At 72.3% G+C, this 23,290-nt stretch carries 19 protein-coding genes; 15 read left to right on the top strand and 4 right to left on the bottom strand.

Going from position 1 to position 23,290, the window contains the following annotated elements; all coding sequences use genetic code 11:
- Positions 1-217 precede the first annotated feature (217 nt).
- From F0L17_RS01045 to F0L17_RS01035, 3 genes are all read left to right on the top strand, one after another.
- A complete protein-coding gene (locus F0L17_RS01045; RefSeq protein ID WP_155069331.1) occupies positions 218-1,711 on the top strand; it encodes a hypothetical protein in 1,494 nt (497 codons plus the stop codon).
- 103 nt (positions 1,712-1,814) lie between these two features.
- Positions 1,815-3,098, top strand: a complete 1,284-nt coding sequence (locus tag F0L17_RS01040; RefSeq protein WP_155069330.1) for an AAA family ATPase — start codon at positions 1,815-1,817, stop codon at positions 3,096-3,098.
- 131 nt (positions 3,099-3,229) lie between these two features.
- Positions 3,230-4,435 carry a DUF2201 family putative metallopeptidase gene (locus tag F0L17_RS01035; protein ID WP_155069329.1) on the top strand — a complete coding sequence of 402 codons (1,206 nt, stop codon included), beginning with the start codon at positions 3,230-3,232 and terminating at the stop codon, positions 4,433-4,435.
- Positions 4,436-4,852: 417 nt separating this feature from the next.
- Here F0L17_RS01035 and F0L17_RS01030 read toward each other — a convergent pair whose 3' ends face one another.
- Both F0L17_RS01030 and F0L17_RS01025 read right to left on the bottom strand, forming a co-directional pair.
- Positions 4,853-5,236, bottom strand: a complete 384-nt coding sequence (locus tag F0L17_RS01030; RefSeq protein ID WP_338018228.1) for a peptidase inhibitor family I36 protein — start codon at positions 5,234-5,236, stop codon at positions 4,853-4,855.
- An 819-nt stretch (positions 5,237-6,055) separates the two neighbouring features.
- Positions 6,056-6,640: a helix-turn-helix domain-containing protein gene (locus F0L17_RS01025; RefSeq protein WP_155069328.1), complete on the bottom strand. Its 585-nt coding sequence runs from the start codon at positions 6,638-6,640 to the stop codon at positions 6,056-6,058.
- Positions 6,641-6,761: 121 nt separating this feature from the next.
- Here F0L17_RS01025 and F0L17_RS01020 point away from each other — a divergent pair, with 121 nt between their 5' ends.
- From F0L17_RS01020 to F0L17_RS01010, 3 genes are all read left to right on the top strand, one after another.
- Positions 6,762-7,598, top strand: a complete 837-nt coding sequence (locus tag F0L17_RS01020) for an EamA family transporter (protein ID WP_162465634.1) — start codon at positions 6,762-6,764, stop codon at positions 7,596-7,598.
- A gap of 273 nt (positions 7,599-7,871) precedes the next feature.
- The gene (locus F0L17_RS01015; RefSeq protein ID WP_155069327.1) at positions 7,872-8,579 is read left to right on the top strand and encodes a B3/B4 domain-containing protein; all 708 of its coding nucleotides are present in this window, start codon (positions 7,872-7,874) and stop codon (positions 8,577-8,579) included.
- A gap of 461 nt (positions 8,580-9,040) precedes the next feature.
- Complete coding sequence (locus F0L17_RS01010) at positions 9,041-10,459, top strand: MFS transporter (RefSeq protein ID WP_155069326.1); 1,419 nt, start codon at positions 9,041-9,043, stop codon at positions 10,457-10,459.
- A gap of 137 nt (positions 10,460-10,596) precedes the next feature.
- Here F0L17_RS01010 and F0L17_RS01005 read toward each other — a convergent pair whose 3' ends face one another.
- On the bottom strand, positions 10,597-12,462 hold the full coding sequence (locus F0L17_RS01005; protein WP_238419202.1) for an AMP-binding protein: 1,866 nt from the start codon (positions 12,460-12,462) through the stop codon (positions 10,597-10,599).
- A gap of 120 nt (positions 12,463-12,582) precedes the next feature.
- Entirely contained in the window at positions 12,583-13,116 is a 534-nt protein-coding gene (locus F0L17_RS01000; RefSeq protein ID WP_155069325.1) for a hypothetical protein, read from the bottom strand.
- Positions 13,117-13,493: 377 nt separating this feature from the next.
- Here F0L17_RS01000 and F0L17_RS00995 point away from each other — a divergent pair, with 377 nt between their 5' ends.
- From F0L17_RS00995 to F0L17_RS00955, 9 genes are all read left to right on the top strand, one after another.
- Positions 13,494-14,252 (top strand): alpha/beta fold hydrolase, encoded by a 759-nt coding sequence (locus tag F0L17_RS00995; RefSeq protein ID WP_338017902.1) that lies wholly within the window; start codon positions 13,494-13,496, stop codon positions 14,250-14,252.
- 1 nt (position 14,253) lies between these two features.
- Positions 14,254-15,513, top strand: coding sequence for a hypothetical protein (locus F0L17_RS00990; protein ID WP_155069323.1), 1,260 nt, complete (start codon positions 14,254-14,256; stop codon positions 15,511-15,513).
- A gap of 112 nt (positions 15,514-15,625) precedes the next feature.
- Positions 15,626-16,495 (top strand): class I SAM-dependent RNA methyltransferase, encoded by an 870-nt coding sequence (locus F0L17_RS00985; RefSeq protein WP_155069322.1) that lies wholly within the window; start codon positions 15,626-15,628, stop codon positions 16,493-16,495.
- Positions 16,496-16,624: 129 nt separating this feature from the next.
- Positions 16,625-16,933: a hypothetical protein gene (locus F0L17_RS00980; RefSeq protein ID WP_155069321.1), complete on the top strand. Its 309-nt coding sequence runs from the start codon at positions 16,625-16,627 to the stop codon at positions 16,931-16,933.
- A gap of 666 nt (positions 16,934-17,599) precedes the next feature.
- Positions 17,600-18,469 (top strand): GyrI-like domain-containing protein, encoded by an 870-nt coding sequence (locus F0L17_RS00975; protein WP_162465633.1) that lies wholly within the window; start codon positions 17,600-17,602, stop codon positions 18,467-18,469.
- Between the two features lie 356 nt (positions 18,470-18,825).
- The gene (locus tag F0L17_RS00970; RefSeq protein WP_155069319.1) at positions 18,826-19,920 is read left to right on the top strand and encodes a substrate-binding domain-containing protein; all 1,095 of its coding nucleotides are present in this window, start codon (positions 18,826-18,828) and stop codon (positions 19,918-19,920) included.
- A gap of 117 nt (positions 19,921-20,037) precedes the next feature.
- Positions 20,038-21,369 (top strand): ABC transporter substrate-binding protein, encoded by a 1,332-nt coding sequence (locus F0L17_RS00965; RefSeq protein ID WP_155069318.1) that lies wholly within the window; start codon positions 20,038-20,040, stop codon positions 21,367-21,369.
- A gap of 25 nt (positions 21,370-21,394) precedes the next feature.
- Entirely contained in the window at positions 21,395-22,384 is a 990-nt protein-coding gene (locus tag F0L17_RS00960; protein WP_155069317.1) for a carbohydrate ABC transporter permease, read from the top strand.
- Positions 22,381-23,244 carry a carbohydrate ABC transporter permease gene (locus F0L17_RS00955; RefSeq protein WP_155069316.1) on the top strand — a complete coding sequence of 288 codons (864 nt, stop codon included), beginning with the start codon at positions 22,381-22,383 and terminating at the stop codon, positions 23,242-23,244. Before F0L17_RS00960 ends, F0L17_RS00955 begins: the two co-directional genes overlap by 4 nt.
- The last annotated feature ends 46 nt before the right edge of the window (positions 23,245-23,290 follow it).

Genomic DNA, 23,290 nt, shown 5'->3' with positions numbered 1-23,290 from the left:
CCGACGGAGCCGAAGCGGCGCCCGAGTCCGCACGGGCCCGTGCCAGGCGGCGACGACGGTACTCGTCGCGCGGTTTCGGGCGTCGCGGTGTGTCGGAGGGAGGTCGACGGACGGCCCGAACGGACTGACGAATCGCCAACGGTGTGGTTACGATACCGGTGATGAACAACTTCTCCTCGTACGGATTGGGGGAATCGTTTGCGCAAGGTGAGTGCTGATGGCATCTCACTTCGCGAACGAGATTCCGCCCCGCCTGTTGATGTGGCAGCGCGTGCGCGAGTACGCCGTGCCACCGTCCATGATCGAGACCGCGACCGCACGGCGTGCGGTCGGTGACTGGGCGGGGGCCTGCGCCGCCGCCCGGATCGACGTCGATCTCGATTTGCGCGCCGTGCGCGACCGCCACGGCACCGAGTTCGTCACCCACCTCCGTGCGGACCTGCGCCGGTTGGCGCCTGATCTGCTTCGGTGGCACATGCCTCGGATCGCCCCCGACGGGCGGCTCCGGCCTGGCCTCACCGTCTCCCTGGCCCGTTACCGGGGTTCCGGCGCCGCGCCGCTACAGCTGGTGGCGCGGACACCGCCGGCCTGGGCGGACGCCGGGCAGCGGATCTCCCTGGCCCTGTGGGAGAGGGCCGGGGGCGGTCCCCCCGGGCAGCACCCGCACCCGCATGCCGATCGGCGTTTCCGACTCGACCTGCACCGGCACCTCTGGGATGCCGGGCGGAGCGGCGAACTGGCGGTGCGGTGCGGTGCAGACGGGGCACCGTCCACGGCGCCGGCCGACCGGCCCCACGCACCTGGCCGGCCAGACCTGCCGGACCGACCCGATCAACCCACCGTTCACGACTCCCCGTGGGCGACGGCGAGTTGGGCCGCCGAGGCGGAGCTGCTGTTGCGAGCGGAAGAGCGTCCTCGCGGGGCCTTCACCGTGCGGCTCGGTGCACGGAGCCGTGCCGTGTTCGAACTCGTCGCCCCCGATGACAGCCATGCCCCGACGTTCCGGCCGCTGCGGGAGGCACTGCCGCCGCAGGAGGTTGCGGCGCTTCCGGTGTTGCCAGAGGCGGCGGCCCGGATCCTTCCGGATCTGGAACTGCTGCGGGCCGGATTGGTCGCGACCGAGCGGCTGCATCCGCTCGTCGCCGCGGCACTGACGGCTCCCGACTCGGCACCGGTGGCCGGCCCCGGTCACGAGCCCGGCGATCCGCATCGGGTGGAGTGTCGGGGCGAGGTCCACCGGATCGCGCTGCGAGGCGGGGTGCTGACGGCGGTCGATCACGATCCGGACCAACTGCGGCGGGAAGGGCTCCTGGTGGCGCTCGGCGGACCGGCGCTGCCCTGTCTACGGGCGATCGACGCCGCGCACCGCACCCCGGAGGCACTGCCTGCGGTCCGGGAGCGGCTCCGCCACGGCGATGTCGCCGGGGCGCTGGCCGTGGTCGAGAGGCTGCTCGGCCCCGGTGCGGTCCTGCGCGACGGGCCGCTCCGGGAAGAGCTGGAGTCGGCCGCGGCCCGCCGTGTCGATCACGGGCTCTTCCGCTCGGGGCTGGCCGCCGTGCGCCCCGGTGCCGGCGCGGTGGGGGGCGGAAACGCCTCGGGTGGGGGGCACGCGAAGGCGGGCCACCGCCCCCGCAACGACCGCCTCACGCCTCCCGCGACGCGCCGCAAGCGAAGCAGCCGGGCCCGGCCCCGCACCGGCCTGACTCGCTGACCGGCCGTCCTCCTCCGAGTCTCCCGCCCCGTTCCGCGCCGCATGCCCCACGACACCCGGGACGAGCCGTCCCGTTCCCTTGATCCCACCCCAGGTGATGCCCATGTTCTCCAGTGCCCCTCAGTCCACCTCGACCCCGGCCGCCGGCACGCCCGGAACCGGTACCCGACTCGCCCTCGCCGACGACCTCCTGGCCCTCCTGCGGACGACCACCACCGAACCACGCCCCGACGAAAAGCTCGAAGCGCTCACCCTGGCCGTCGCGGCCGACCTGCCCGTGTTGCTCTGGGGCGAACCGGGCATAGGCAAGACCGCGGCCCTGACGCAGCTCGCCACCTCCCTCGACCTGCCGCTGACGACCGTGATCGCCAGTGTCCACGAGCCGTCCGACTTCTCCGGGCTACCCGTCGTAGGCGACGACCCGGCGGTGCGGGGGGTGCCGATGGCGCCGCCGCAGTGGGCGGTGGAACTCGTGCGGGCCGGGCGGGGACTGCTCTTTCTGGACGAGCTTTCCACCGCTACCCCCGCGGTCCAAGCCGCACTGCTCCGGGTCGTCCTGGAACGAAGGGTCGGTGCGCTGCAATTGCCGTCGAGAGTTCGGATCGTAGCCGCGGCCAATCCCCGCGCGTCGGCGGCGGACGGGTGGGAGCTGAGCCCGCCTTTGGCCAACCGGTTCGTGCATCTGCACTGGGCGCACGACCGGGAGGTGGTGGTGCGCGGACTGGGCGGGGTCTGGCCCCGGGCGGAGCTGCCCCGGCTGGTGTCGGAACGGTTGCCGGAGGCGGTGGCTTTCGCCCGGCGCGCGGTGTGCGGCTTCCTGGAAGCCCGACCGACACTGATCCACCGGCTGCCGGGCACCGAGACGCGGCGCGGCGGTGCCTGGCCCTCGCCCCGGAGCTGGGAGGCCGCGTTGACCCTGCTGGCTTTCGGTAGGGCGGCCTCCGTCTCCCGGGAGGTGTTGGCGCTGCTGGTACGGGGCGCGGTGGGGGACGGGCCGGGGCTCGAACTCCTCGCCCACCTGGAACGGATGGATCTGCCGGATCCGGAGTCGCTGCTGGCCGAGCCGGTCTCCGCCGAGCTGCCGAAGCGGGGCGATCTGCGTCAGGCGGCGCTGGAGGCGGTGGTGGCCGCCGTAGGGGCGCGGCCGGAACGGGAGCGATGGGAGGCGGGCTGGGCGGTACTGGTCCGAGCGCTGGAAACCGGCGCCCCGGACCTGCTGGTCGCCCCGGCGACGGCGCTGGCCGCGTTGCGGCGCGACGACTGGGAGGTGCCGGAGGCGGTGGAGCGGCTGGCCGGGGTGGTCGGTCTCGCCCGGCGGGCGGATCGGTCGGTGGAGCGGGCAACGGCGGCGGCCGAAGCCGGGCGTGCGACGGGGACGTGCCGATGACAGGGACCGCGAAGCGCCCGCTGCCGCGCCCGGTGTCCTGGCCCGCGTTGTCGCGTCCGGTGCGGGTCACCGTGCCCGGGCCGCCGGCCGGTTCCGGCGGACAGGCCGACCGGTCCGGGCCCCCAATGGATATGGAGAAACTGCTGACCGCCCGGCTGCACGCGGTGAAGGTCCGTCCCTACCTGGCCGATGCGCTCTTCGCGCTGCACGTGGTGGAGGACCGGTCGGTGCCGACGATGGCGGTGGACGCGCACTGGCGCTGCTACGTCTCTCCCGGCTTCGTGGACCGCACCCCGGTGGAGGAGTTGGCGGGCGTCTGGGTGCACGAAGTCTCCCACCTGCTCCGGGACCACCATGGGCGGAGCGAGAGGTATGCGCGGGAACACCGGGAGCACGGGCCGGGCGAGCGGCTGCGGCGGAACATTGCCGCCGACTTCGAAATCAACGACGACATCTACGGCGATGGCCTGTCCTTGCCCGCCGGGGCGGCGCTGCCGTCGCTGTTGCGGCTGCCTGACGGACTGCTGATGGAGGAGTACCTGCGGACGGCGTCGATGTCAGGGGTCGCCGCGGACCTGGCCTGGTTGGACTGCGGCAGTGGTGCCGACGGGCAGGACCGGCCGTGGGAACTGGGACCCGGCGGGGCATACGGGCTGAGCAGACAACAGCGGGACGCGGTCCGCCTCCGAGTCGCGGAGGGGATCAGAGGCCGACCGGGCGACGCGCCGGAGGGGTGGCGCCGATGGGCGGACGAGGCGTTCCATCCGTCGCAGCCGTGGCGGCAGTTGTTGGGAGCGGCGGTCCGCTCGGCGGCGAGTGCGTCAGGGGCGGGCGAGGACCACAGCTATCGGCGCCCATCCCGGCGCTCGGCCGGCGTACCCGGGGTGCTGCTGCCGAGTCTGCGCCGTACGCCGCCTCGGGTCTGCGTCGTGATCGACACCTCTGGGTCGGTAAGTGACGCCGAGCTGGGCAGCGCGTTGCTGGAGGTGGCGGCGATCTCGCGGGCGGTGGGCGGACGGCGAGACTTGGTCTCGGTGATCTCCTGCGACGCGGCGGCCGGGGTCGCCGTCCCGCTCTGCCGGGCCGAGAGCATCGAACTGGTCGGTGGTGGGGGGACGGATCTGCGCTCCGGCTTCGCTCGGGCACTCCGCTCCCGGCCCCGCCCGGACGTGATTGTCGCTTTGACGGATGGCCAGACGCCGTGGCCCTCCGTACAGCCGCCCTGCCGCACCGTCGTCGGTCTCCTGCCCCGAGCCGCTCGTGCCGTGGACGAGGAGAACTCCGACTACACCCCGGACACCCCACCGCCCTGGGCGCGTGTCGTCACCATCGGATGAGGAGGCGCGGCGGCACGGCACGGCCATCCGTCGCGAGCGGCCCGCGGGACCACCTACCCGGTCGAGTCTCACGTCGCGGACATTCTCATTCGGATCGCGAGGCGATCCGGCCCGAGGCAGGGGTGGTCGACAACATGTCGCTCCCCGAACACGGGCGTACCTCGGTCGGGTGCGGTGCGGTCAAGCGCGGAACGGAAAGTCCCCACGCCTCGCACCGTGATCATCACGGCATGAGGCGTGGGCCGAAAATCCGACTTGAAACATGACCTCTGAACAACTTGAGCCGTGCGGTGGAAAGTGGCGGACGCCCGTGACGGGCCGAGGTTCCGGCTTCTCCTGTCGTTCGGTGGGAGCCTCGGCCCGGGCGGCTTCCTATCCGAGTCGCCCGCCGGGGATCGGACTGATCGGGGCGAGGCGTCAGCCACAGCTCGTGCTGATCCACCGGTGTGAGCGTAGAGCGCGCGGTTGAGTGAAGTTGCCGCCCCGACCTTGCGGCGTGCAGCCGACACGACTGACGTAGTTGGCGCCAGCGTAGTATGCGACGCCGGTCCAGCGCGTGCTTGTCCCAGCGTTGTACACGGAACGGGCCGGGGTGCCGTTCGCTGCCCAGGAACACCTGATGCTACCGCTGTACCAGTCGGGATCGCCGTCGAGCCAGGTGCACTTCGAGCCGGTGTAGTCAAGGCCGGTCCAGAAGCACACATAGCCGGTGCTGCACGAGGCGGCAGCCGCTGCGGTCTGGGCGTCGGTGGGCTGTCGGACTTGGTCCGCTGTGGCTCCGGCCTGGCTGGGGAACGCCACGATGGCGGCGCAGGCGGAGGCAAGAGCAAGCGCGGTTCTGATTTTTCGAAGCCGTGTCACGACCGTGTACTCCTCATGGGTGAGTGTTTCGGGCTGTGCGGACTTTCGAGTCGAGGGTGGTGCCCTGCCCTCAGGGTGTGGGATCGAGTATGGCCGAAGGATTCGCTTTTCTCGGCGAGTTGGTGGACTTCGGTCTTCGTGCAGGACTTTCGTGTGGAGCTACGGCCTCTTTGCGGGTGGATAATGGCCAATGTCATACCAAAGCACCTGTTGGGCATGGTGGTCTGCTCTGCGATCCCCTGACGAGCGGGTGGCGTGATCGCCCTTCCCCTACTGTCGCCAAAGCGTGTTCCAGGAGGTTGTGGGCAGGCAGCCGGAACTCCTTTCCGGCCTTTTGCCGGTCGCGCGGCGAGGGCCAGGTCGGGCAGGTGGGCGACGACTCGGACCAGGCGGTGGAGGCCGCCGCCGTGTTGCCGACAGCCGCGGGGGAGCCTGCGGTTCTTCATCCGGGCGGTGATGTGTCCGACGCGGGTGCGGACCGGTAGCGTGCTGACGGCCCGACACGAGGTGGGGTCACGCTCACCGCGCTCCGGTCGGCCCCGCCTTCCGGTCGGCGCCGGTCGCGTCCGCTCGTCGTCCGTCGGAGCGCCCCGCTCCGTGAACGGGACGGTGATCCTTTGTCCGCCGGCCCCGCGGTCCGCCGGGCGGACCGTGGGCGGTCGGCGACGTGGCGGTTCGACGGCGACGGGGACGATGGGGGCGAGGAGGTGGCCCGGTCCGTCCGGGGCCCGGTCACGGTGGTGTTGCCGTCCGCGCGGGTCAGGTGCTGGGAGTGGGGCCCGGCGGGATGTGGACGGTCATGATCACGTGACAGGTTGCGGTGCCGGCCCCGCGGTAGGCGTGGGGGACGTCGCCGTCGAAGGTGGCGGTCTGGCCGGCTTCGACGGGGTGCTCGATCCCGTCGACGACGAGGATCATCCGTCCGGCGGTGACGCTGAGGGTTTCGACGACTCCGGCCTGGTGGGGGTGGCTGGGGTACTCCTCGCCGGGTTCGAGTTTCCAACGCCAGACCTCGACCGGAGCCGGGCCCGAGGTCGTCAGCAGAAGCCGTGCCTCACTGCCCCGGCTCCCGGTCCACAGCGGCATCACGGCGTCGGTGGTCACGACGCGGACGCGGCCCTCGGTCGGGCCTTCCAACAGGGCGGAGACGGAGACGCCGAGGGTGTCGGCCAGCCGGATCAGGGTGGCGAAGTTGGGGTTGCCCTGGGCCTTCTCCAGCCCGACCAGGGCACCCTTGCTGACCTTGGCGCGTCGGCCGAGTTCGTCCAGGGAGAGGCCGGCGCGGTTGCGGGCCGCCCTGACGTTGTGCGCGAGCGTCCGCAGGGCTTCCTCTGCCTCGGCCATCTGATCGTCCTCCTTGCGAGTGGACCATTTTGATGTACTGCTCGGTCGTTCGGTTGACAGGCTTCGGTCGGTCTGATGTACGGTTCAGTCGTTCCAGTGAATAGTAAGGGATGTACGTACCGTGATCGCTCTGCTGCTGGCCCTGGGCAGCTCCCTCGCCTACGGATGTGCCGACTTCCTCGGCGGCCTCGGCGCCCGCAGGGCCCACGTGTTGCGCACGGTGATGGTCGCGGCCCCGGCCTCGCTCGCGGTCGAGCTGCTGCTGTGGCCTTTCCTCGGAGCCTCCTTCGACACCGGCGCTCTCGTCTGGGGCGCCGCGTCGGGTGGCGCGTCGGCCGCGGCGTTCGCCCTGCTCTACCGGACTCTGGCGATCGGCCCGATGAACGTGCTCTCGCCCGTCACCGCGCTGGTCTCCGCCATGCTTCCCGTTGCCGTGGGCCTGCTCCAAGGGGAGCACCTCGGAGCCGCCGGACTGATCGGGCTGCCGCTCGCCCTGGTCGCGGTCGTACTGGTCAGCGCCGGCCACGGCGACGGACCGGCACGACCCTCCCGCGGCGCGCTGCTGTCGGCCTTCGGCGCGGGCGCCGCCATCGCCCTCCAACTGGTCTTCCTCCACCAGGCACCCTCCGACAGCGGCGTGGCCCCGCTGATCATCGGCCGGGCCGTCTCCTCGGCCGTCACCCTGACCGCGGCCGGACTGATGTACCGCAAGCTGGGCTCCGAGAGGCCCGCGTACGCGATGTCGGCCGCCGCGGGCGTGTTGGACTCGGTGGCGAACCTGCTGTTCCTGCTCGCCGCCCGCAGCGGGGACCTCGCCGTCGTCGCCGTGATCACCGCCCTCTACCCGGCCGGCACCGTCCTGCTCGCCCGCGGCGTGCTCGCCGAGCGCATCCACCGCGGCCAGTTCGTCGGCCTGGGCACCGCCGCCGTCGCCGTCGGCCTCCTCGCCCTCACCTGACTCCTCCTCCGCCGCACCGCCGCAAGGAGACCCGCGTGATCATCCAGCCCTGGGACGCCGACCCGGACGAAGCCGAACGGCGGACCCGGATCGCCGAGGGGCACGACTTCGGCCTCCTGATCCACCCCGCCCGCCCCAACCCCGGCCGGAAGGCGGTCGAGCACGACCCGAACGTCCTGTTCACCGTCTTCGACGACCACGCCTCCGTCCCCGTCCCCGGCCCCCGACCCACCCCGCCCCGCCCCGCCCCGACACACGAACGGAACACCGCTCATGACCGCCCTCCGCCTCGCTCCCGCCGTCGCGGACGCCTTCCCCGACACCCTCATCGCCGTGGTCACCGCCACCGGCCTGCGCGGCCACGAACCCTGGCCCGACACGACCGCCGCCCTCGGGGAACTGGAGCAGCGACTCGCCGACGGTGCCTGGCGGCCGGCCGACGAGAGCGACCCGCGCGTCGAGGCGTGGCACACCGCCTACCGCTCCTTCGGCACCAACCCCCGCCGCGTCCGCCCCAGTGTCGACGCGCTCGGCCGCCGCCTCGCGAAGAAGGGGAGCCTGCCGCGCATCAACCCGGCCGTCGACTCCTACAACGTTGTCTCCGTCCGCCACGGCCTGCCCGCCGGCGCCTTCGACCTCGACCACGTCACCGGAGGGATCGACATCCGCCACGCGGACGGCACCGAGACCTTCACCCCGCTCGGCGAACCCGACACCATCGAACACCCCAAGCCCGGCGAGATCGTCTACGCGGACGCCCTCGGCGTCCTGACCCGCCACTGGAACCACCGCGACGCCCACCGCACCCGCGTCACCGAGGACTCCACGCGTGTCGCCTTCGTCCTCGAAACCCTCCACGCCACCCGCGACGGCCACCTCCTCGAGGCCGCCGCGAACGAACTGCGGGACCTGCTCGCCCGGCACGCCGAGCAGACCACCGTGCGCCACCTCGGCCCCGCACAGCCCCGAGTCGACGTCTGACGACACGCTCGTCGACGGTGGACACCCACCGCTCGACAGAACGGCCGACCACCGCGGAACGTCGCAGCCGGCGCGGGGTCCGCCGGATCCCCCGCCGGGGTCGGCCCACCGGTGTTCCGGGAGGCGCTCGACAGCACAGGGCTGTCGTGGAGCACACCGCTCCGTCACGGGGCGCCCCCGCGAGTACCCGGCCTTTGAGACAGGGGGTGGTTGGCAGGCCATCGGCGCGCCGCCTATCGTGAAAGCGCTCCCGCCCCCGGTGTTCGGGCGGCGGTTTTGAGCGGTCAGGCGATGTGGGCCCGTAGCGGCCCCCGCTCTCCCGACGCCCCGCCCGGCGTCCGTCCCGGCAGCCCCGCCACTGCTGCGGCTTCCCGCGTGCTCCGCTGCCCTCCCCCCTCACGATCCCGCCCCCACCCGCGTTGCGGCGCGGGACCGTCGTCACACGGCCAGGAGACGCCCACATGACCGCACGACCGCACCTGCGCACCCGGGTGCTGCTCGCCATGTCGATGGGGGTGTTCTGCGTTCAACTGGACGCCTTCGCCCTCATTTTCGCGCTTCCCCGCATCGGTGCCGACCTCGGCGCACAAGGGGACGGAGTGCAATGGGTGGTGAGCGCCTACCTGCTGTCCACCGGCGCCCTCATGCTCGGCGCCGGCCGCCTCGGCGACCTCCTCGGTCGCCACAGGCTCCTCGTCCTGGGGCTGTCCCTCTTCGGCGCCGCCTCCCTGGTGTGCGCGCTCGCCACGAGCCTGCCCATGCTGGTCGCCGCACGCGTCGCCCAAGGCGTCGGAGCCGCCGTGATCATGCCGGTGGGGCTGTCCCTGCTCACCAACGTCCACCCCGGACACCTGCGCGGTCGGGCCACCGGCCTCGCCCTCGGTGTCGGTGGCATCGCCACCGTCTGCGGCCCCTTCGTCGGCGGTGCCCTCACCGAAACCATCTCCTGGCGGGCCGTCTTCTGGCTCAACGTCCCCCTCTGCGCGCTCGGCGCCCTGTGGGCCTCACACACCACCGAGGGCCGCGACACCACCGCGGCCCGCCACATCGACCGGCGCGGCCTGCTCACCGCCACCGGCGCACTCGCCGCACTCGCGGTCCTCCTCGACCACGTCCGGCACGGCGCGGCCTGGACCGAGTCGGCCCTCGGCGCGCTGCTGTGCGCGACGCTGCTCGGTGCGTTCATCCGCATCGAGCGCCGCGCGCCGCACCCCCTGGTCGGGCTCGCTCTGTTCCGCAACGGGCCCTACGTCGCCCTGACCCTCACCGGCGCCGTGGCCAACACCGCGACCGTGGTGTTCCTGTTCGTCGTCCCGCTCTCCCTGCAAGGCCGGTGGGGCTTCTCCGCCGTGGCCGCCGGCACGGCCTTCCTCCTACCCGCCCTCGCCATGGCCGTCGCCGGACCCCTTGCCGGACGCGTCCCCACCAGCGGAGCCGTCCCCACGATGGCCGCCTGCCTCGGCGGTGGCGCCCTCGGCCTGCTCGGAACCGCTCTCGCCTCCGACATCACCGCCCACCTGATCGCCGCCACCTTCTGCGGTGCCGTCCTCGGGCTCGCCAACGCCCTCACCCTCATCGCCACCCAAGGCGTCATCCGCCCGGAACGCGCCGGTGAAGCCTCCGGCGTCACCAAAACCGTCATCACCGTCGCAGCCGGTCTCGGCGTCGCCCTCGCCGGCTCCGTCACCGGACACGGCCACCGTGCCGTGGGTGCCGAAGCCGCCGCCGACACCGCGCTGCCGGCCGCGGCCGCCGGGTGCGCGACCGCGTGCGCGGCCCTGCTGCTGTGGAGGCGGGCGGTACGGGTCCGGGCGCGGCGGGCCGAGGGGCGAGACGTCGGAGAGGACCCGTACCGGCGGGCAGGGGACTCGTCGACGTGAGGGAGACCGGCCCGGCACCGCCGCCACCGGGGCAGGCGGGGCGGACGTGCCTTCGTCCGCCCGAAGGGCCGGCGGATCCTTTGTCACGCCCGCTGCCGTCCTCAACCGTCCGATGCCATCCGAAGTGGTGCCGGGCCTCAACCGGGGCAACGGCCGTCGTGCTCGGCCGCCACCCGGGTCGCGACGTCCTCGCGCAGCCGCGCCTTGTCGATCTTGCCGGTTCCGGTCAGGGGCAGCGCCGACACCCTGACGACGCGTTCGGGCAGTTTGAAGGGGGCCAGTCCACCGTCTTCGAGGAAACGCCGGATCTCCCGCAGCGTCGGAGAGCCGTCCCCACCGTCCCCGCCGTCGACGACGTACAGGCAGACCGTTTCGCCCAGGACGGGGTGGGGCATCGGGACGGCGGCGGCGGCGCGCACGCCGGGATGCTTCTGGACCAGTGCTTCCAGTTCGCCCGCCGGGATCTTCTCGCCCCCGCGGTTGATCACGTCCTTGACGCGTCCGATGACCACGAAGTTGCCCGAGGGGTGGCGGCGGACCAGGTCACCGGTGCGGTAGAAGCCGTCGGAGGTGAACGAGGCGGTGTCCGTGTCGCCGTGGTAGGCCGTGATGACGCCGGGCCCCCGGGCCAGGAGCTCGCCCGTCTCTCCGTCGGCGACGGGGCGGTCCCGGCCGTCCACCACACGGGTTTCGTCACCCGGCGAGACGGGCCGCCCCTGGGTGGTGAACACCACGTCGAGGGGGTCGTCGAGCCGGGAGAAGTTCAGCAGTCCCTCGCTCGCTCCGTACACCTGCTGGATCCGGCAGTCGAAGGCGTCGCCGAGCCGCCTGGCCGTCTCCTCGTCCAGGCGGGCTCCACCGACCTGCAACACCTCCAGACTCGACAGGTCGAGCCCGTGCGAGGCGGCACGTGCGGTGAGCCACTGGCGGGCGACCGCGGGGGTGAGCGCGCAGTGCGTGACGCGCTCCCGCTCGATCAACGCCATCGCGCCGGCGGGGTCGCCGGATTCGCCGAGCACGACCTTCCCCCCGTGGGCGAGTGCGCCGAGGATTCCGGGATGGCCGAAGCCGAAGCTGTGCGCCACAGGCATGGCCGCGAGGTAGACCGAGTCCGGGGTCAGCGCCGACACCGCCGCCGAGGTGCGGACGACATGGCCGAACGCCTCGTGTGTACGGGGGATGGGTTTGGGCGCGCCGGTGGTGCCGCTCGACAGCAGGAACAGGGCGACGTCCGAGGGACGTCGGTGGTCGTCCGCCGCGGGGAGCGTCCCTTCGGACGAGGTGAACTCGTCGAGGTCCAGATGGCCGCGGGCCGGGTCGACCCCGCCGGAGACCAGCAGGTTCCGCACGAACGGATGGCGTTCGCGGAGCCTCTCGGCGAACCGGAGGTGGTCGAAGCGGCGTTGCCGGGCGGGCACGGCCATCGCTGCCGGCCGTAGTGAGGACAGCACGGGGGCGAGTTCGTGGTCGCGCAGCGCCGGCGGAGCGAGGACCGGGCGTGCGCCGATTCGCATCAGGGCGAGCACGAGGACGACGAACTGGGGCTGGTTGGGGAGCTGTACGAGCACGTTCTCGCCGGGGCGCGTTCCGCGGTGCGCCAACCGGGCGGCACAGCCCGACACCGCGGCGTCCAGTTCGGCCCTGGTGAGGACCCGACCGTCGCCGACGAGCGCCTCACGGTGGACCCGGCGCACGCGGGCGTCCAGGACCAGTTCGTCCAGCAGGTCCGGGCGCCACCAGCCGCGGCTCCGGTAGAGCGTCGACGTCCGTGGGCTCGGCCGTCCGTTCCCGTCCAAGGCGTCGGCGAGTTGTCGCAGGGTGTGGTCGTGCTCGCCCCAGAGGTCGACGCGGGTGCCGAGTCGTTCGGAGAACTCGATCTCCAACTGTGTGATGTCGACGGAGTCGAGTCCGAGGTGGGCGCGCAGGAGCGCGTCCTCGCGCAGGAGTTCCTGTTCGATTCCCAGCTCGGAGAGGATCCTCCGCACGTCGTCGATGTTCGGCAACCGGCTCTCCTCGTTGGGTCGAGGGGACGTTCTGGTGGCGGGAAGGCTCGGGCGGCGGGCCGCTCGCGTCCCGGACCCGTGCGGCGGACGCCGCGGCCGGTGACCGCCGCACGGGCGGCTTCAGACGATGGTGAGCGTCGTCACCCCGGTCGCGCCCGTGACACCGGTGGTCAGACACAGCAGAAGCCCCGGCTGCGGAAGCGTGATGACCTGGGTCGCCGTGCGGCCCTGGAAACGGCCCTGGACGACGGTCCCGGTGAGCGTGGTGACGACCTGCCCGGCGACCGCGGTGCTGCTGCCGCCGGCTTCGACGACGCTGGTGTCGCCGGTGCTCCACGTGAAGGTCCGAAGGCCCTGGAATCCGTCGAGGAGGTCGTTGCAGCCCGCGTGGAGGGTGAACCGTTCCCCGTACGCCCCGCTCGTCACCTCCCCCGCGCCGTCGACACACGAGTCGAGACGCCCGTCGGTGGTGATGTCGATGTCCTGCGGCTGGAAGGTGATCCCCGGACTGTAGGCGACGGACTCGGTTCCCTGGCACTGCAGCAGCGCCAGTGGTTCCGCGTGGGCGGGTCCGGCGACCGGTGTACCGGCGCAGAGCACGGTGACGGCGGTTGCCAGGACTGCCGAGCGTGCCCGTGATCTCATGGCGGACATGAGGCGGTCTCCTTCGCGGTGAGCGGCGTGATGGGGATGATGCCCGACACGCCCGTTCGCGAGACGAGCGCGCAGGAGCGGCGGTGGAAGCACGCGAAGCCCTGTGCACCGCCCTCGTGAAGACCGCGCCGGGTGACACCCCCGCTTCCTCGGTCCGCCTCTTGCCGTCCGGGACACGGGTGTGAGTCAGTGGACCGTGCGCGTGGCAGGCGGGACACGGGCTTCCGCGCGCTCCTCCCCACGCGGGCGATCCCCCGGGCCCCCGAGGCGCCGCGCCGGCTTCGAATCCTGGAGTTGTGATGGGTCCACACGAGAGCGGCACACTCGCGGTACCGGGTGCGAGGCTCCACTTCGAGGTGCGCGGGGAAGGACCGCCCGTGCTGCTCATCGCGGGCGGCAACTCCGACGCTGCCGTCTTCAAACGCCTGGCCGCCGCCCTGGCCGCGGACCACCGCGTCATCACGTACGACCCGCGCGGCAATTCGCGCAGCCCTCTCGACGGCCCGCCGAGGGACCAGCGGATCGAGGAGCACGCCGACGACGCGTACCGTCTGCTCGGTCACCTCACCGGGCCCGACGAGTCCGCGCACGTCTTCGGAAGTTGCTCGGGTGGGCTCGTCGCACTCGAACTCGCGGTTCGCGACCGGGACCGGGTCCGCCTGACGGTCGCCCACGAACCGCCCGCGATGGGACTGCTGCCGGACTCCGAGGACCACCTGGCGTTCTTCGACGACGTCCACGAGACGTTCCGCCGCGAGGGAGTGGCGGCGGCCCTGCGCGAGCTCCGGCACGTGTTCGGAGACGAACCCGCGCCGACGCTGCCCGAGGAACACGACAACACCGCGTTCTTCCTGGCCCACACCGTCAGGCCGGCCACGCGTTTCGTACCCGACCTCACCGCGCTCGCGGCGGTGGCGGACCGGGTCGTCGTGGCAGGCGGTCGCGACTCGCGCACCCACACCGTCCACCGGCCCGCGGTCGCCCTCGCGGAGCGACTCGGTCGTGAACGGGTGCTGTTCCCCGGCGGCCACGTCGGCTACGCGAGGTACCCGGTCGAGTTCGCCAAGCAGCTCGTCAAGGTGTTCACGGCCCCGTCCGGCACGGTGCCTTCGGACCGCCCCGGCGCGGAAGACTGACATGCGCATCGTGATGGGGGCCCAGAACTGCGGTTTCGGCCCGGTCGCCGAACTCGTCGCGGTCTCCCGGCTGCTCTCCGGCCACGAGCGGGTGTTCGTCGGCAGCGGCGTGGCGGCGACGTTCGCGCGGCGCAACCCGGACGCCTTCGACACCATCCGGGAGATCGACGGGATGCGCCAGGGAGCCGGGGCGGAGTCGGTCGACGACCTGGTGAAGACCGGCGCCCGGGTGGTCTCGGTCATGGACGCCGACCTCGCCCTGCGGTCCGTCGTGGCGCGGCGGCCGGTGGTCATGGTGGACAGCCTGTTCGGCTTCTGGCGACTCACACGGCCGTTGGCCCGGATCCGCGACCTGTGCGCGAGCATGCCGCGCTCCTCCTATGCCGCGGCAGACCGGCACCTGGCCGCCCTCTCGCCGCATGAGCGCATCGTCGCGGCCCACCTGCTCGCCACGCACAGCGTGGTGCAGAACTTCCCGGGCGTCCCCGAGCGCGCGGCCGAGTTCGCCGCTCTCGGCGGCGGGCCCGCGATCCACCGGACCGGCCCGATCATCGACCTCGAAGGACTGGAGAACACCCCGCGCGACGCCGAACCGGAGCACGACCTGCTGATCAACGTCGGCGGATTCAGGAACTTCCTCCTGGACTTCGACGTCAACAACGACTACCTGCGCCTGCTCCACCGCTGGATCCCCGACCTGTTGCGCGACTGGCCCCGGTTCCCGCGCGTCCTGGTCTGCGGCGGCCCCTTCGGCGGGCGCCGCGAGCGGACGGTCTCGGTCGCCGGCCGGCGGGCCGACTTCCGTCTCCTGCGACAGCGCGACCTGCTGCGAGCGGTGGCGAGCACGCCCGATTACCTGATCGCCCCGGGACTCACCGCGCTCCACGAGGCGATGGCTCTCGGACAGCTACCGTTGGGGATCCACGAACAGCACTACGCGCACGTCCACACCCTGCGCCGACTCGACGGCACGCTCTTCGGCCGGAACGCCGGCCGGTTCGCGGACGTCCTGCCGCACCACCGGGTGCCCGAGGACGACTTCGCCGGAACCGCGGTCCTCGTGGAGATCGCCGGCCGCGTACGGGAGGACGACGAGCTCTACGCCGTGTTCCGGAGAACGTTCAACGAACGGATCGAAAGCCACGTCTCGCTCACCCCGGCACGGAGGCGGCACGGCGTCGAGGAACTGCGGGGACTGCTCGACGGCGAGCCGATCCACGCGGTGCTGGCCAGGATCGTCCCCCCTCGGTGCGGCGAATGACACCCCAACGGGCCCGGTCCCGTCGAGAAGGAGCGGACCGGCCGACCACTGCGACCCGTACCGCGCCTGTCGCGCGACAGGCGACGGGACCTTCCCGACACCCGGAGACGGATTGAACACCTCCCAACCCGACCGCGCGGCCTACTTCGCCCTCAGGAACCGGCTGCTCGGCCCGCTGCGCGACCGGTTCCTGACCTCGGACCAACTCCGCGAAGCGGGCCGGCTCATGTGCGGCCGCCCCGAAGGGTTGTCCCTCTACGGCATCCCCGCGCCCGAGATGGAAGCCCGAGGGCTCCGCATCCTGGGCCGCACCGCTGTCGAGTGCACCAAGGACCCCCATCCCGTGGCCGTCGCCGACGCCGTCGCCGAAATCGAGGCCGCCGCCCCCGGGACCGACGGCGAAGCGATGGTCGTCGACCTGTTCTGCGGTTCCGGGAACTTCGGCCACCATCTCGGCCGACGCCTGGGCCGTCCCGCGTACGCCTCCGAACTCGACCCGATCGTCCACGAGGCCGGCCGGCACAACCTGGACCGTGTCGGCTCCGCTGTCGATCTCCGTCTGGCGGACTACCGTGATCTGCTCGACGCGCTTCCCGCCCGCAGCGAGCGCGACGTCTACGTCGTGGAGCCCTCCTGGGGACCGGCCTTCACCCCGGACGGTCTCGACCTGACCCGTACCTCGCCCCCGGTTCCCGAGATCCTCGGGAACATCCAGCGGTCCCGCGGCCGCGTGCCGTGCCTGGTGGTGATCGAGACCAGCGCCCGCGTCGTCCACGGTTCCCTCGCATCCTCGTTCGAGGACGCGGTCCACCTGCGCACCCTCGCCCCCGAGCCGTTTCCACCCCATCGCGCCGGCTCGCGCTTCCACCTCTATCGCCTCGGCGAGTGCCGGGACCGGGCAGCACGGGCCGTCACGGGCCGTGGGGAACGACGGCCCGCCACCCCTCGGCGCAGTGTGGCCTCCGTGGCCCGACCGCGGTGACCGGGGCGCCTGGCCCGCCGGGCGGACCGGGTGGCTGCCGGGGCGGGGCGGGAGCCGGGGTTGACCTCAAGCCCGGTTGACTTCCTAGGCTCGGATGCGTCGATGCCGACGTACCGGAGAGGAACGGCCATGAGGACACTGGTGCTGGGAAGGACACCCGCCAGGGTGACGGAGGTGCTGGCCACGCTGCGGGCGGACGGCTTTGACGCCGAGGGCGTGAGCACCGACGAGGAGGCCCGGAAGCTGTTGGCGACCGAGGAGTTCGGGGTGCTGATCATCGGTGGGGGCGTGGGGCCGGACTCCCGCGCGGCGATCAAGGACTTCGCGGCCGGGCACCGGGTGAGGCGGGTGATCGACGGTGCGTTGACGGAGCCGTTCGACGCCTACGTGCGGCGGGAGTTCGAGCCGCTGATCCGGGAGGCCGCCTCCCAGGGGTGACGGCCGAGGGCTTTGGGTGGAGCACGGACGGAACCGGAGTCGGAGCGCCGCGAGGGGGAACGGTGCCGTGGAGGGCGTGGGGCCTTCCGTCACACCTCGTGATCCGGCGCCTTCGCAGGTCGCGGCGGTTCCTGCGACTGCCGTCCAGGTCCTCCAACAGCCCGACCGCCGCTCGCAACGCCACGACCCCGCCGCGCGCGTCGAGGAGCCGGAACGCGGCGACCCGGAGGTGTCGTGGCCGCTCGGGCCCGGTACGCTCCAACAGCCGGTCGGCGGGCAGCGGGGCGGTGTGCTCCCACTCCGGCAGGGGCCGCGACCGGTGGTACCGGGCCACCTCCCGCACGCCCGCGTCCAACGCGAGCCAGTCACCGGGGTCGGTGACAACCGGCACGTCCCGCAGCGGCGCACCTCCCGCCAGGCGCACCGCCACCGCCGTCCCGTCCCCGAGGTCCGCACGCATACCCGCCCCGTTCACTCGGCCGTATCGGGGAATCGTGGGGCGCGGGGACGGCCGCACGCGCGTCTTCTCGGCCGCCCTCGCCACGGACGAGGGCCGCACCCTTTCCGCCGGCTTCACGGGCCGTGCGGGCGATGATCGGATCGGACCGCAACGATCGGGTACGGCCGGGGGTGCTTCCGGCAGAGTCGACGTCGAAAGGAGGCCCCGTGATCTCGGCACTCAACCGGCTTGTCGATCTCGTCGAGGAGCACCTCGTCGAGGAGCTCGACGTCGACGGACTGGCCGGGGAACTCGGCACGACCGAGTACCACCTGCGCCGGATGTTCTCGTCGCTGGCCGACATGCCGCTGTCGGAGTACGTACGCCGGCGCCGCATGACCGTCGCCGCCGCCGACGTCGTCCGGGGCGAGGAGGAGTTGTTGAGCATCGCCGTCCGGCACGGATACGGCTCGACCGAAGCCTTCGGACGTGCTTTCCGGGCGGTCCACGGCGCCGGCCCCGGTGACGTGCGTCGGGACGGGGGCCCGCTGCGCACACAACCGCGGCTCAGGTTCCGCCTGACCGTCGAAGGGAGCACTCCCATGGACACCCGCCTCGTCGACCGCCCCGCGTTCCGGTTGGTCGGACACGCGGCCCGGGTTCCGCTCGTCCACCAGGGCGTCAACCCGCACATCCAGCGGCATGTCGCCGCGCTGTCGCAGCAGGAGCACCTCCGGTTGAAGGCCCTCGGCGACACCGAACCGGGGGGCCTGCTGCAGGTCTGCGACGACCTCGATCCCGACGGCACGGAGGGCAGCGAGCTGACCTATCTGCACGGGGTCGCCGTCTCCCGGGACACGTCGGCCCCCGACGACCTCGACACCATCGAGGCACCGGCCGGCAGGTGGGCGGTCTTCCGCACCGCCGGGCCGCATCCACAGGCCATGCAGGCGGCCTGGGCCGCGACCGCGACCGAGTGGTTCCCCTCCAACCCCTGGCGCCTGCGGCCGGGGCCCTCGATCGTCGCGGTCCTCGAACGCTCGGACGACTTCACCACCGCGACCTGCGAACTGTGGTTCCCGGTCGAACCGGCGTGACGGATCGCGGTCACGGAACCGACCCCGGACCGTCGGGCGGCCCGTCCGGCCGACGGTCCTCGGGCCCGTGGCGCCGCCGGGAACGAACTGCCGTGGCGGCCGGTCCTCGGCAGGCGCCGGTGACGAACCACGTGGCCGCGGGAGGGCCCTCCTCCCGTCACTCGCCCGTGGTGGGACTCCCACCTGCGAACTCGGTTCTCCGTAAAGGTGCTCGGGAACCACGCTGACCGGCGGAAGGTTCGCACCACCTGCCCCGAAGTGCTTGCCGTCCTGCCCGCCACCGTGCCCTCCGATGTGGCGATCGTATGATGATGCGGAAAGCGTTCAAACGAACATCGGCCGTCCGGGAGGGCCTGATGCGGGAGCCGGTCGATCTCAGGCGTCAGCGGATTCTGGCCGCGGTCCGGGCGCGCGGCACCGCACGGGTGCGCGACCTCGCCGACGAGCTGCAGGTCTCCGTGGTGACGGTGCGCCGGGACGTGGAGGAGTTGACCCGGGAGGGCAAGCTGCGCCGGGGACACGGCATCGTGCGCTCCACGGTGCCGGTCCCCGAGGTGCCCGCGGGCGACGTGGCGGACGGGGACCGGGTGGCCGTGGTGGTGCCGGAGCGCCACACGTACCTGACCGAGACCCTGCACGGCGCCCGCACGGTGCTGGAGGAGGCCGGTCTGCGCTTCGCGCTGCACATCGCCCCGCAAGTGGCCGGTGCCGAGCGCCCGCTGGTGGAGCGGGCCCTCGCGGACGGCGCGCGGGGTCTGCTGCTGGCGCCCCGGTGGCGCGGCCGCGCGGACGAGGAGGGCGACTACGGGTGGCTCGCCGGGCTGGACGTGCCGACGGTGCTGATGGAACGGCGCCCGCGGCCGGGCAGCGCGCTGCACGCCCTGGACTCGGTGTGCTCGGACCACTGGTACGGCGCCCATCTCGCCGTGGAGCACCTGGTGGGGCTCGGCCACCGGCGCATCGTGTTCGCCACGCGGGACGACAGCCCGACCGCGCGCACGCTGCGGGCCGCCTTCGCACAGATCGCCGCCGCGCATCCGCTGGTGGAGGAGTGGGCGTGGATGCTGAGTTCGCCGGAGGCGGGCGACGAGGGGCCGTACGCGGCGGACGAGACGGCCGAACCGTCGGCGCTGCTGCGCAAGGTGGGGGCGACCGCGATGGTGCTGCACGGCGATGTGGACGCGCTGATGATCGTGCAGCGGCTGGCGGAGGAAGCGGTCGGGGTGCCGCAGGACTGCTCGGTGGTGGCGTACGACGATGTGGTGGCCGGCCTCGGCACGCCGCCGCTGACCGCCGTCTCACCGCCCAAGGGAGAGGTGGGGCGGGTGGCCGCCGACCTGCTGCTGCGTCGGCTGACGGATTCCCGCGGGACGGCCGTGCGGCGGGTGGAACTGCTGCCGCGGCTGTCGGTGCGCGGCTCGACCCGTGCGGTGGACCGGCCAACCGGATGAGCGTTTGAACGTTTTATTTTCTTCTGATCGGTCTATTGACCGCTTCGGCCCGGGTGGCGAGGATTCCGGTGTCCCCACCGAGCGTGTCCCGGACACGCGGAAGCCACGGGAGGCGCCATGCCCGGTCGGCACAGTCGTCGGTCCGCGCTCGCCGCGCTGGCCACCGTCCCCCTGACAGGAGCCGTGAGCGCCTGCAGTGGGGGAGACGGAGCCCGGCGGCGCGGCACGGGCAGGACCACGCGCATCACCTTCTGGTCCGCCCTGCGCGGCAGCCGGGAAGTGGTCGACGCGTTCAACGGCACGCACGACCGCATCCAGGTCGACTTCCAGCAGATCCCCTCCGGAGGGCAGGGCGGCTACGCCAAGCTCAGCAACGCGGCCCGGGCCGGCAACGCCCCGGACGTGGCCACGATCGAGTACCCGCAGGTGCCGGGGTACGCCATCGACGGCGTGGCCCGGGACGTCACCGACCTCGTCGGTGACGGTCTGCGCCGCAGACTGCTGCCGCAGGCGCTCGGACTGACCACCTTCGAGGGACGGGTGTTCAGCGTGCCGCTGGACGTCGAACCCATGGTGATGCACTACCGCGTCGACCTGTTCGACCACTACGGACTGACGGTCCCGCGGACCTGGGAGGAGTTCGCCGAACTGGCCCGCAGCGTGCACCGCAAGGCGCCCGACCGGCGGCTGGCGCTGTTCCCGACGGACGGCATGACGCAGTTCGCCGCGTACGCCTGGCAGGCGGGCGCCCACTGGTTCGACACCTCCCGCGGTGCCTGGAACGTCTCCCTCGCCGACGCGCCCACCCGGCGCGTCGCGCGGTACTGGCAGGAACTGATCGACCGCGACGACGTGTTCGTGAACGCCGTCGAGAGCAGGCAGGCCGACGCCCAGATCGGCGACGGCCTGGTGCTGACCCGTCTCAGCGGCGCCTGGGACGCGGGCGCGCAGATGAACGCGAGACCCGGACAGAGGGGTCGGTGGCGGATCGCCCCACTGCCGCAGTGGGACACCGGCAGCCCGGCCGTCGGGACGCACGGCGGCTCCACCTTCGCCGTCACCAAGGACAGCCGGCACCCCGAGGCCGCCATGGAGTTCATCGAGTGGCAGGTCTCCCACCCCGACGCCCTGCGCGCCCGGCTCTCCAGCGGCACCAGCAGCCAGTACCCGGCCGCTCCGGACCTGGTCGCCGTGGGGCGCGAGGCGTTCGACCGCTCCTACTACGGCGGCCAGGACGTCTACCGGCTCTTCGAGCAGGAGGCGGAGAGGATCCGCGAAGGCTGGGTGTGGGGCCCGCGGATGAGCGCCACACAGAAGATCATGCAGGACTCCTTCGCCCGCGTCGGCGCCGGTCAGGGCAGCCTCGTCGACTCCATGCGCACGGCACAGGAGGGCACCATGCCCGACCTCAGGGCCCTGGGCCTGTCCACCACCCAGCACAGCACCTGAGCCGCCGAAAGGCAGGTGAAACCCCATGACCACGACCATCCGGCCCCGGGGGCCGGCCGGCACGCCGAACGCGGTCGCCCCCACCCCGGCGCCCTCCTCCGTGCGCGCCCGCAGGGCGGCCCGGCGCCGTCGGGCGACCGCCTGCGGTGTGCTGATGGCGCCGTTCTTCGCCCTGCTGGTCACCGTCTTCCTGATCCCCGTCGGCACGGCCGTCCGGCTGAGCTTCTACAGCGACGACCAGCCCGGCCTCGGCTTCGGCCCCGAGCGCACGGTCTTCGTCGGACTGCGCGGCTACGCCGCCGTCCTCACCGACCCCACGTTCCTCGGCGGACTCGGCACCGTCGCCCTGTACTGCCTCTTCTACATACCGCTCATGGTCGTCGGCGCGCTCGCCCTCGCCCTGCTGCTGGACTCCGGCGTGGTCAGGCTGCGCTCCTGGGCCCAGCTCGGCCTGTTCCTGCCGCACGCCGTCCCCGGCATCATCGCCGCCCTGATCTGGCTGTACCTGTACACGCCCGGCATCAGCCCGGTCATCGACCTGTTCGCCCGCGCCGACATCACCCTCGACTTCCTGGGCGTGCACACCGTCCTGCCCTCCATCGTGAACATCGCGCTGTGGAGCAACCTCGGCTACAACACGATGATCTTCTACGCCGCCCTGCAGGCCGTGCCCCGCGAGGTGATCGAGGCGTCCGTCGTGGACGGCGCGGGCCCGGTGCGCACGGCGCTCCAGGTCAAGACCCCGCTGGTGCGCGCCTCGATCGTCATGGTCGCGATGTTCACCCTGATCTGGGCGCTCCAGCTGTTCACCGAGCCGATGCTGCTCAGCCAGTCCTCACCCATGATCAGCTCCCGGTTCTCACCCAGCATGTACATCTACGACGCGGCGTTCACCCGCAACAACTACAGCCTGGCGGCGGCCGCCTCGGTCGTCCTGCTGGTCTTCACCATCGCCCTGTCCTACGGCGTCACCCGCTTCACCAGCCGCGCCGACGCCGCCGAGGAGGCCCGATGAGCGCCACCGGCAGCGCCCTGCCGTGCCCCCGCCTGCTCGGCCGCACGACGGTCAACGCCGTCGTCGCCCTGTCCGTCCTGTACACGTTGCTGCCCGTGCTGTGGCTGGTGCTCGCCGCCGCCAAGAGCCGCGACGCGCTGTTCGGCAGCGACCTGCTGTCGCCGAGCGACTTCTCGTTCCCGTCCAACCTCGGCGACCTGTTCGCCATGGACGGCGGTCAGTACGGGCGCTGGTACGCCAACAGCCTGCTGTACGCCGTGGTGGGTGCCGCCGTCGGCGCGCTGATCAGCGTGGCCTGCGGCTACGCCTTCGACAAGTACGCCTTCCGGCACAAGGAGAAGCTGTTCGGCCTGGTACTGGCGGCGGTCATGGTCCCGCAGACCGTGCTCGCGCTGCCGCTGTACCTGATGGCCTCGGGCGCCGGTCTGGTCAACACCTTCTGGGCGGTGTTCATCCCGGTCCTGTTCAACCCGTTCGGGGTCTACCTCGGCCGGATCTTCAGCCGGGGCTACGTCCCCGACGAGGTGCTGGAGGCGGCGCGCGTGGACGGCGCCGGCGAGCTGACCGCCTACGTCCGGGTGGCGTTGCGCATGCTCGGGCCCGGTCTGGTCACCGTCTTCCTGTTCCAGCTCACCGCGATCTGGAACAACTTCTTCCTGCCCATGGTGATGCTGTCCGACCAGGATCTGTACCCGGTCAGCCTCGGTCTGTACGCGTGGAACAGCTCGGCGTCGGTCTCGCCGGAGTACTACCCCGTGGTGATCATGGGCTCGCTGCTCGCCGTCCTGCCGCTGATCCTCGCCTTCGTCCTGCTCCAGCGCTTCTGGCGCAGCGGCCTGACGGCGGGATCCGTCAAGTAGTCCCGGGCCCCGACCCGGTGGCCCGACCGAGTGAGGAGTCCCTCCT

It is taken from the genome of Streptomyces taklimakanensis, from assembly GCF_009709575.1.
Classification (GTDB): Bacteria; Actinomycetota; Actinomycetes; order Streptomycetales; family Streptomycetaceae; genus Streptomyces; species Streptomyces taklimakanensis.
Note: the sequence above shows the minus strand (reverse complement) of the source record. Positions and strands in the feature narration are given on the sequence as shown.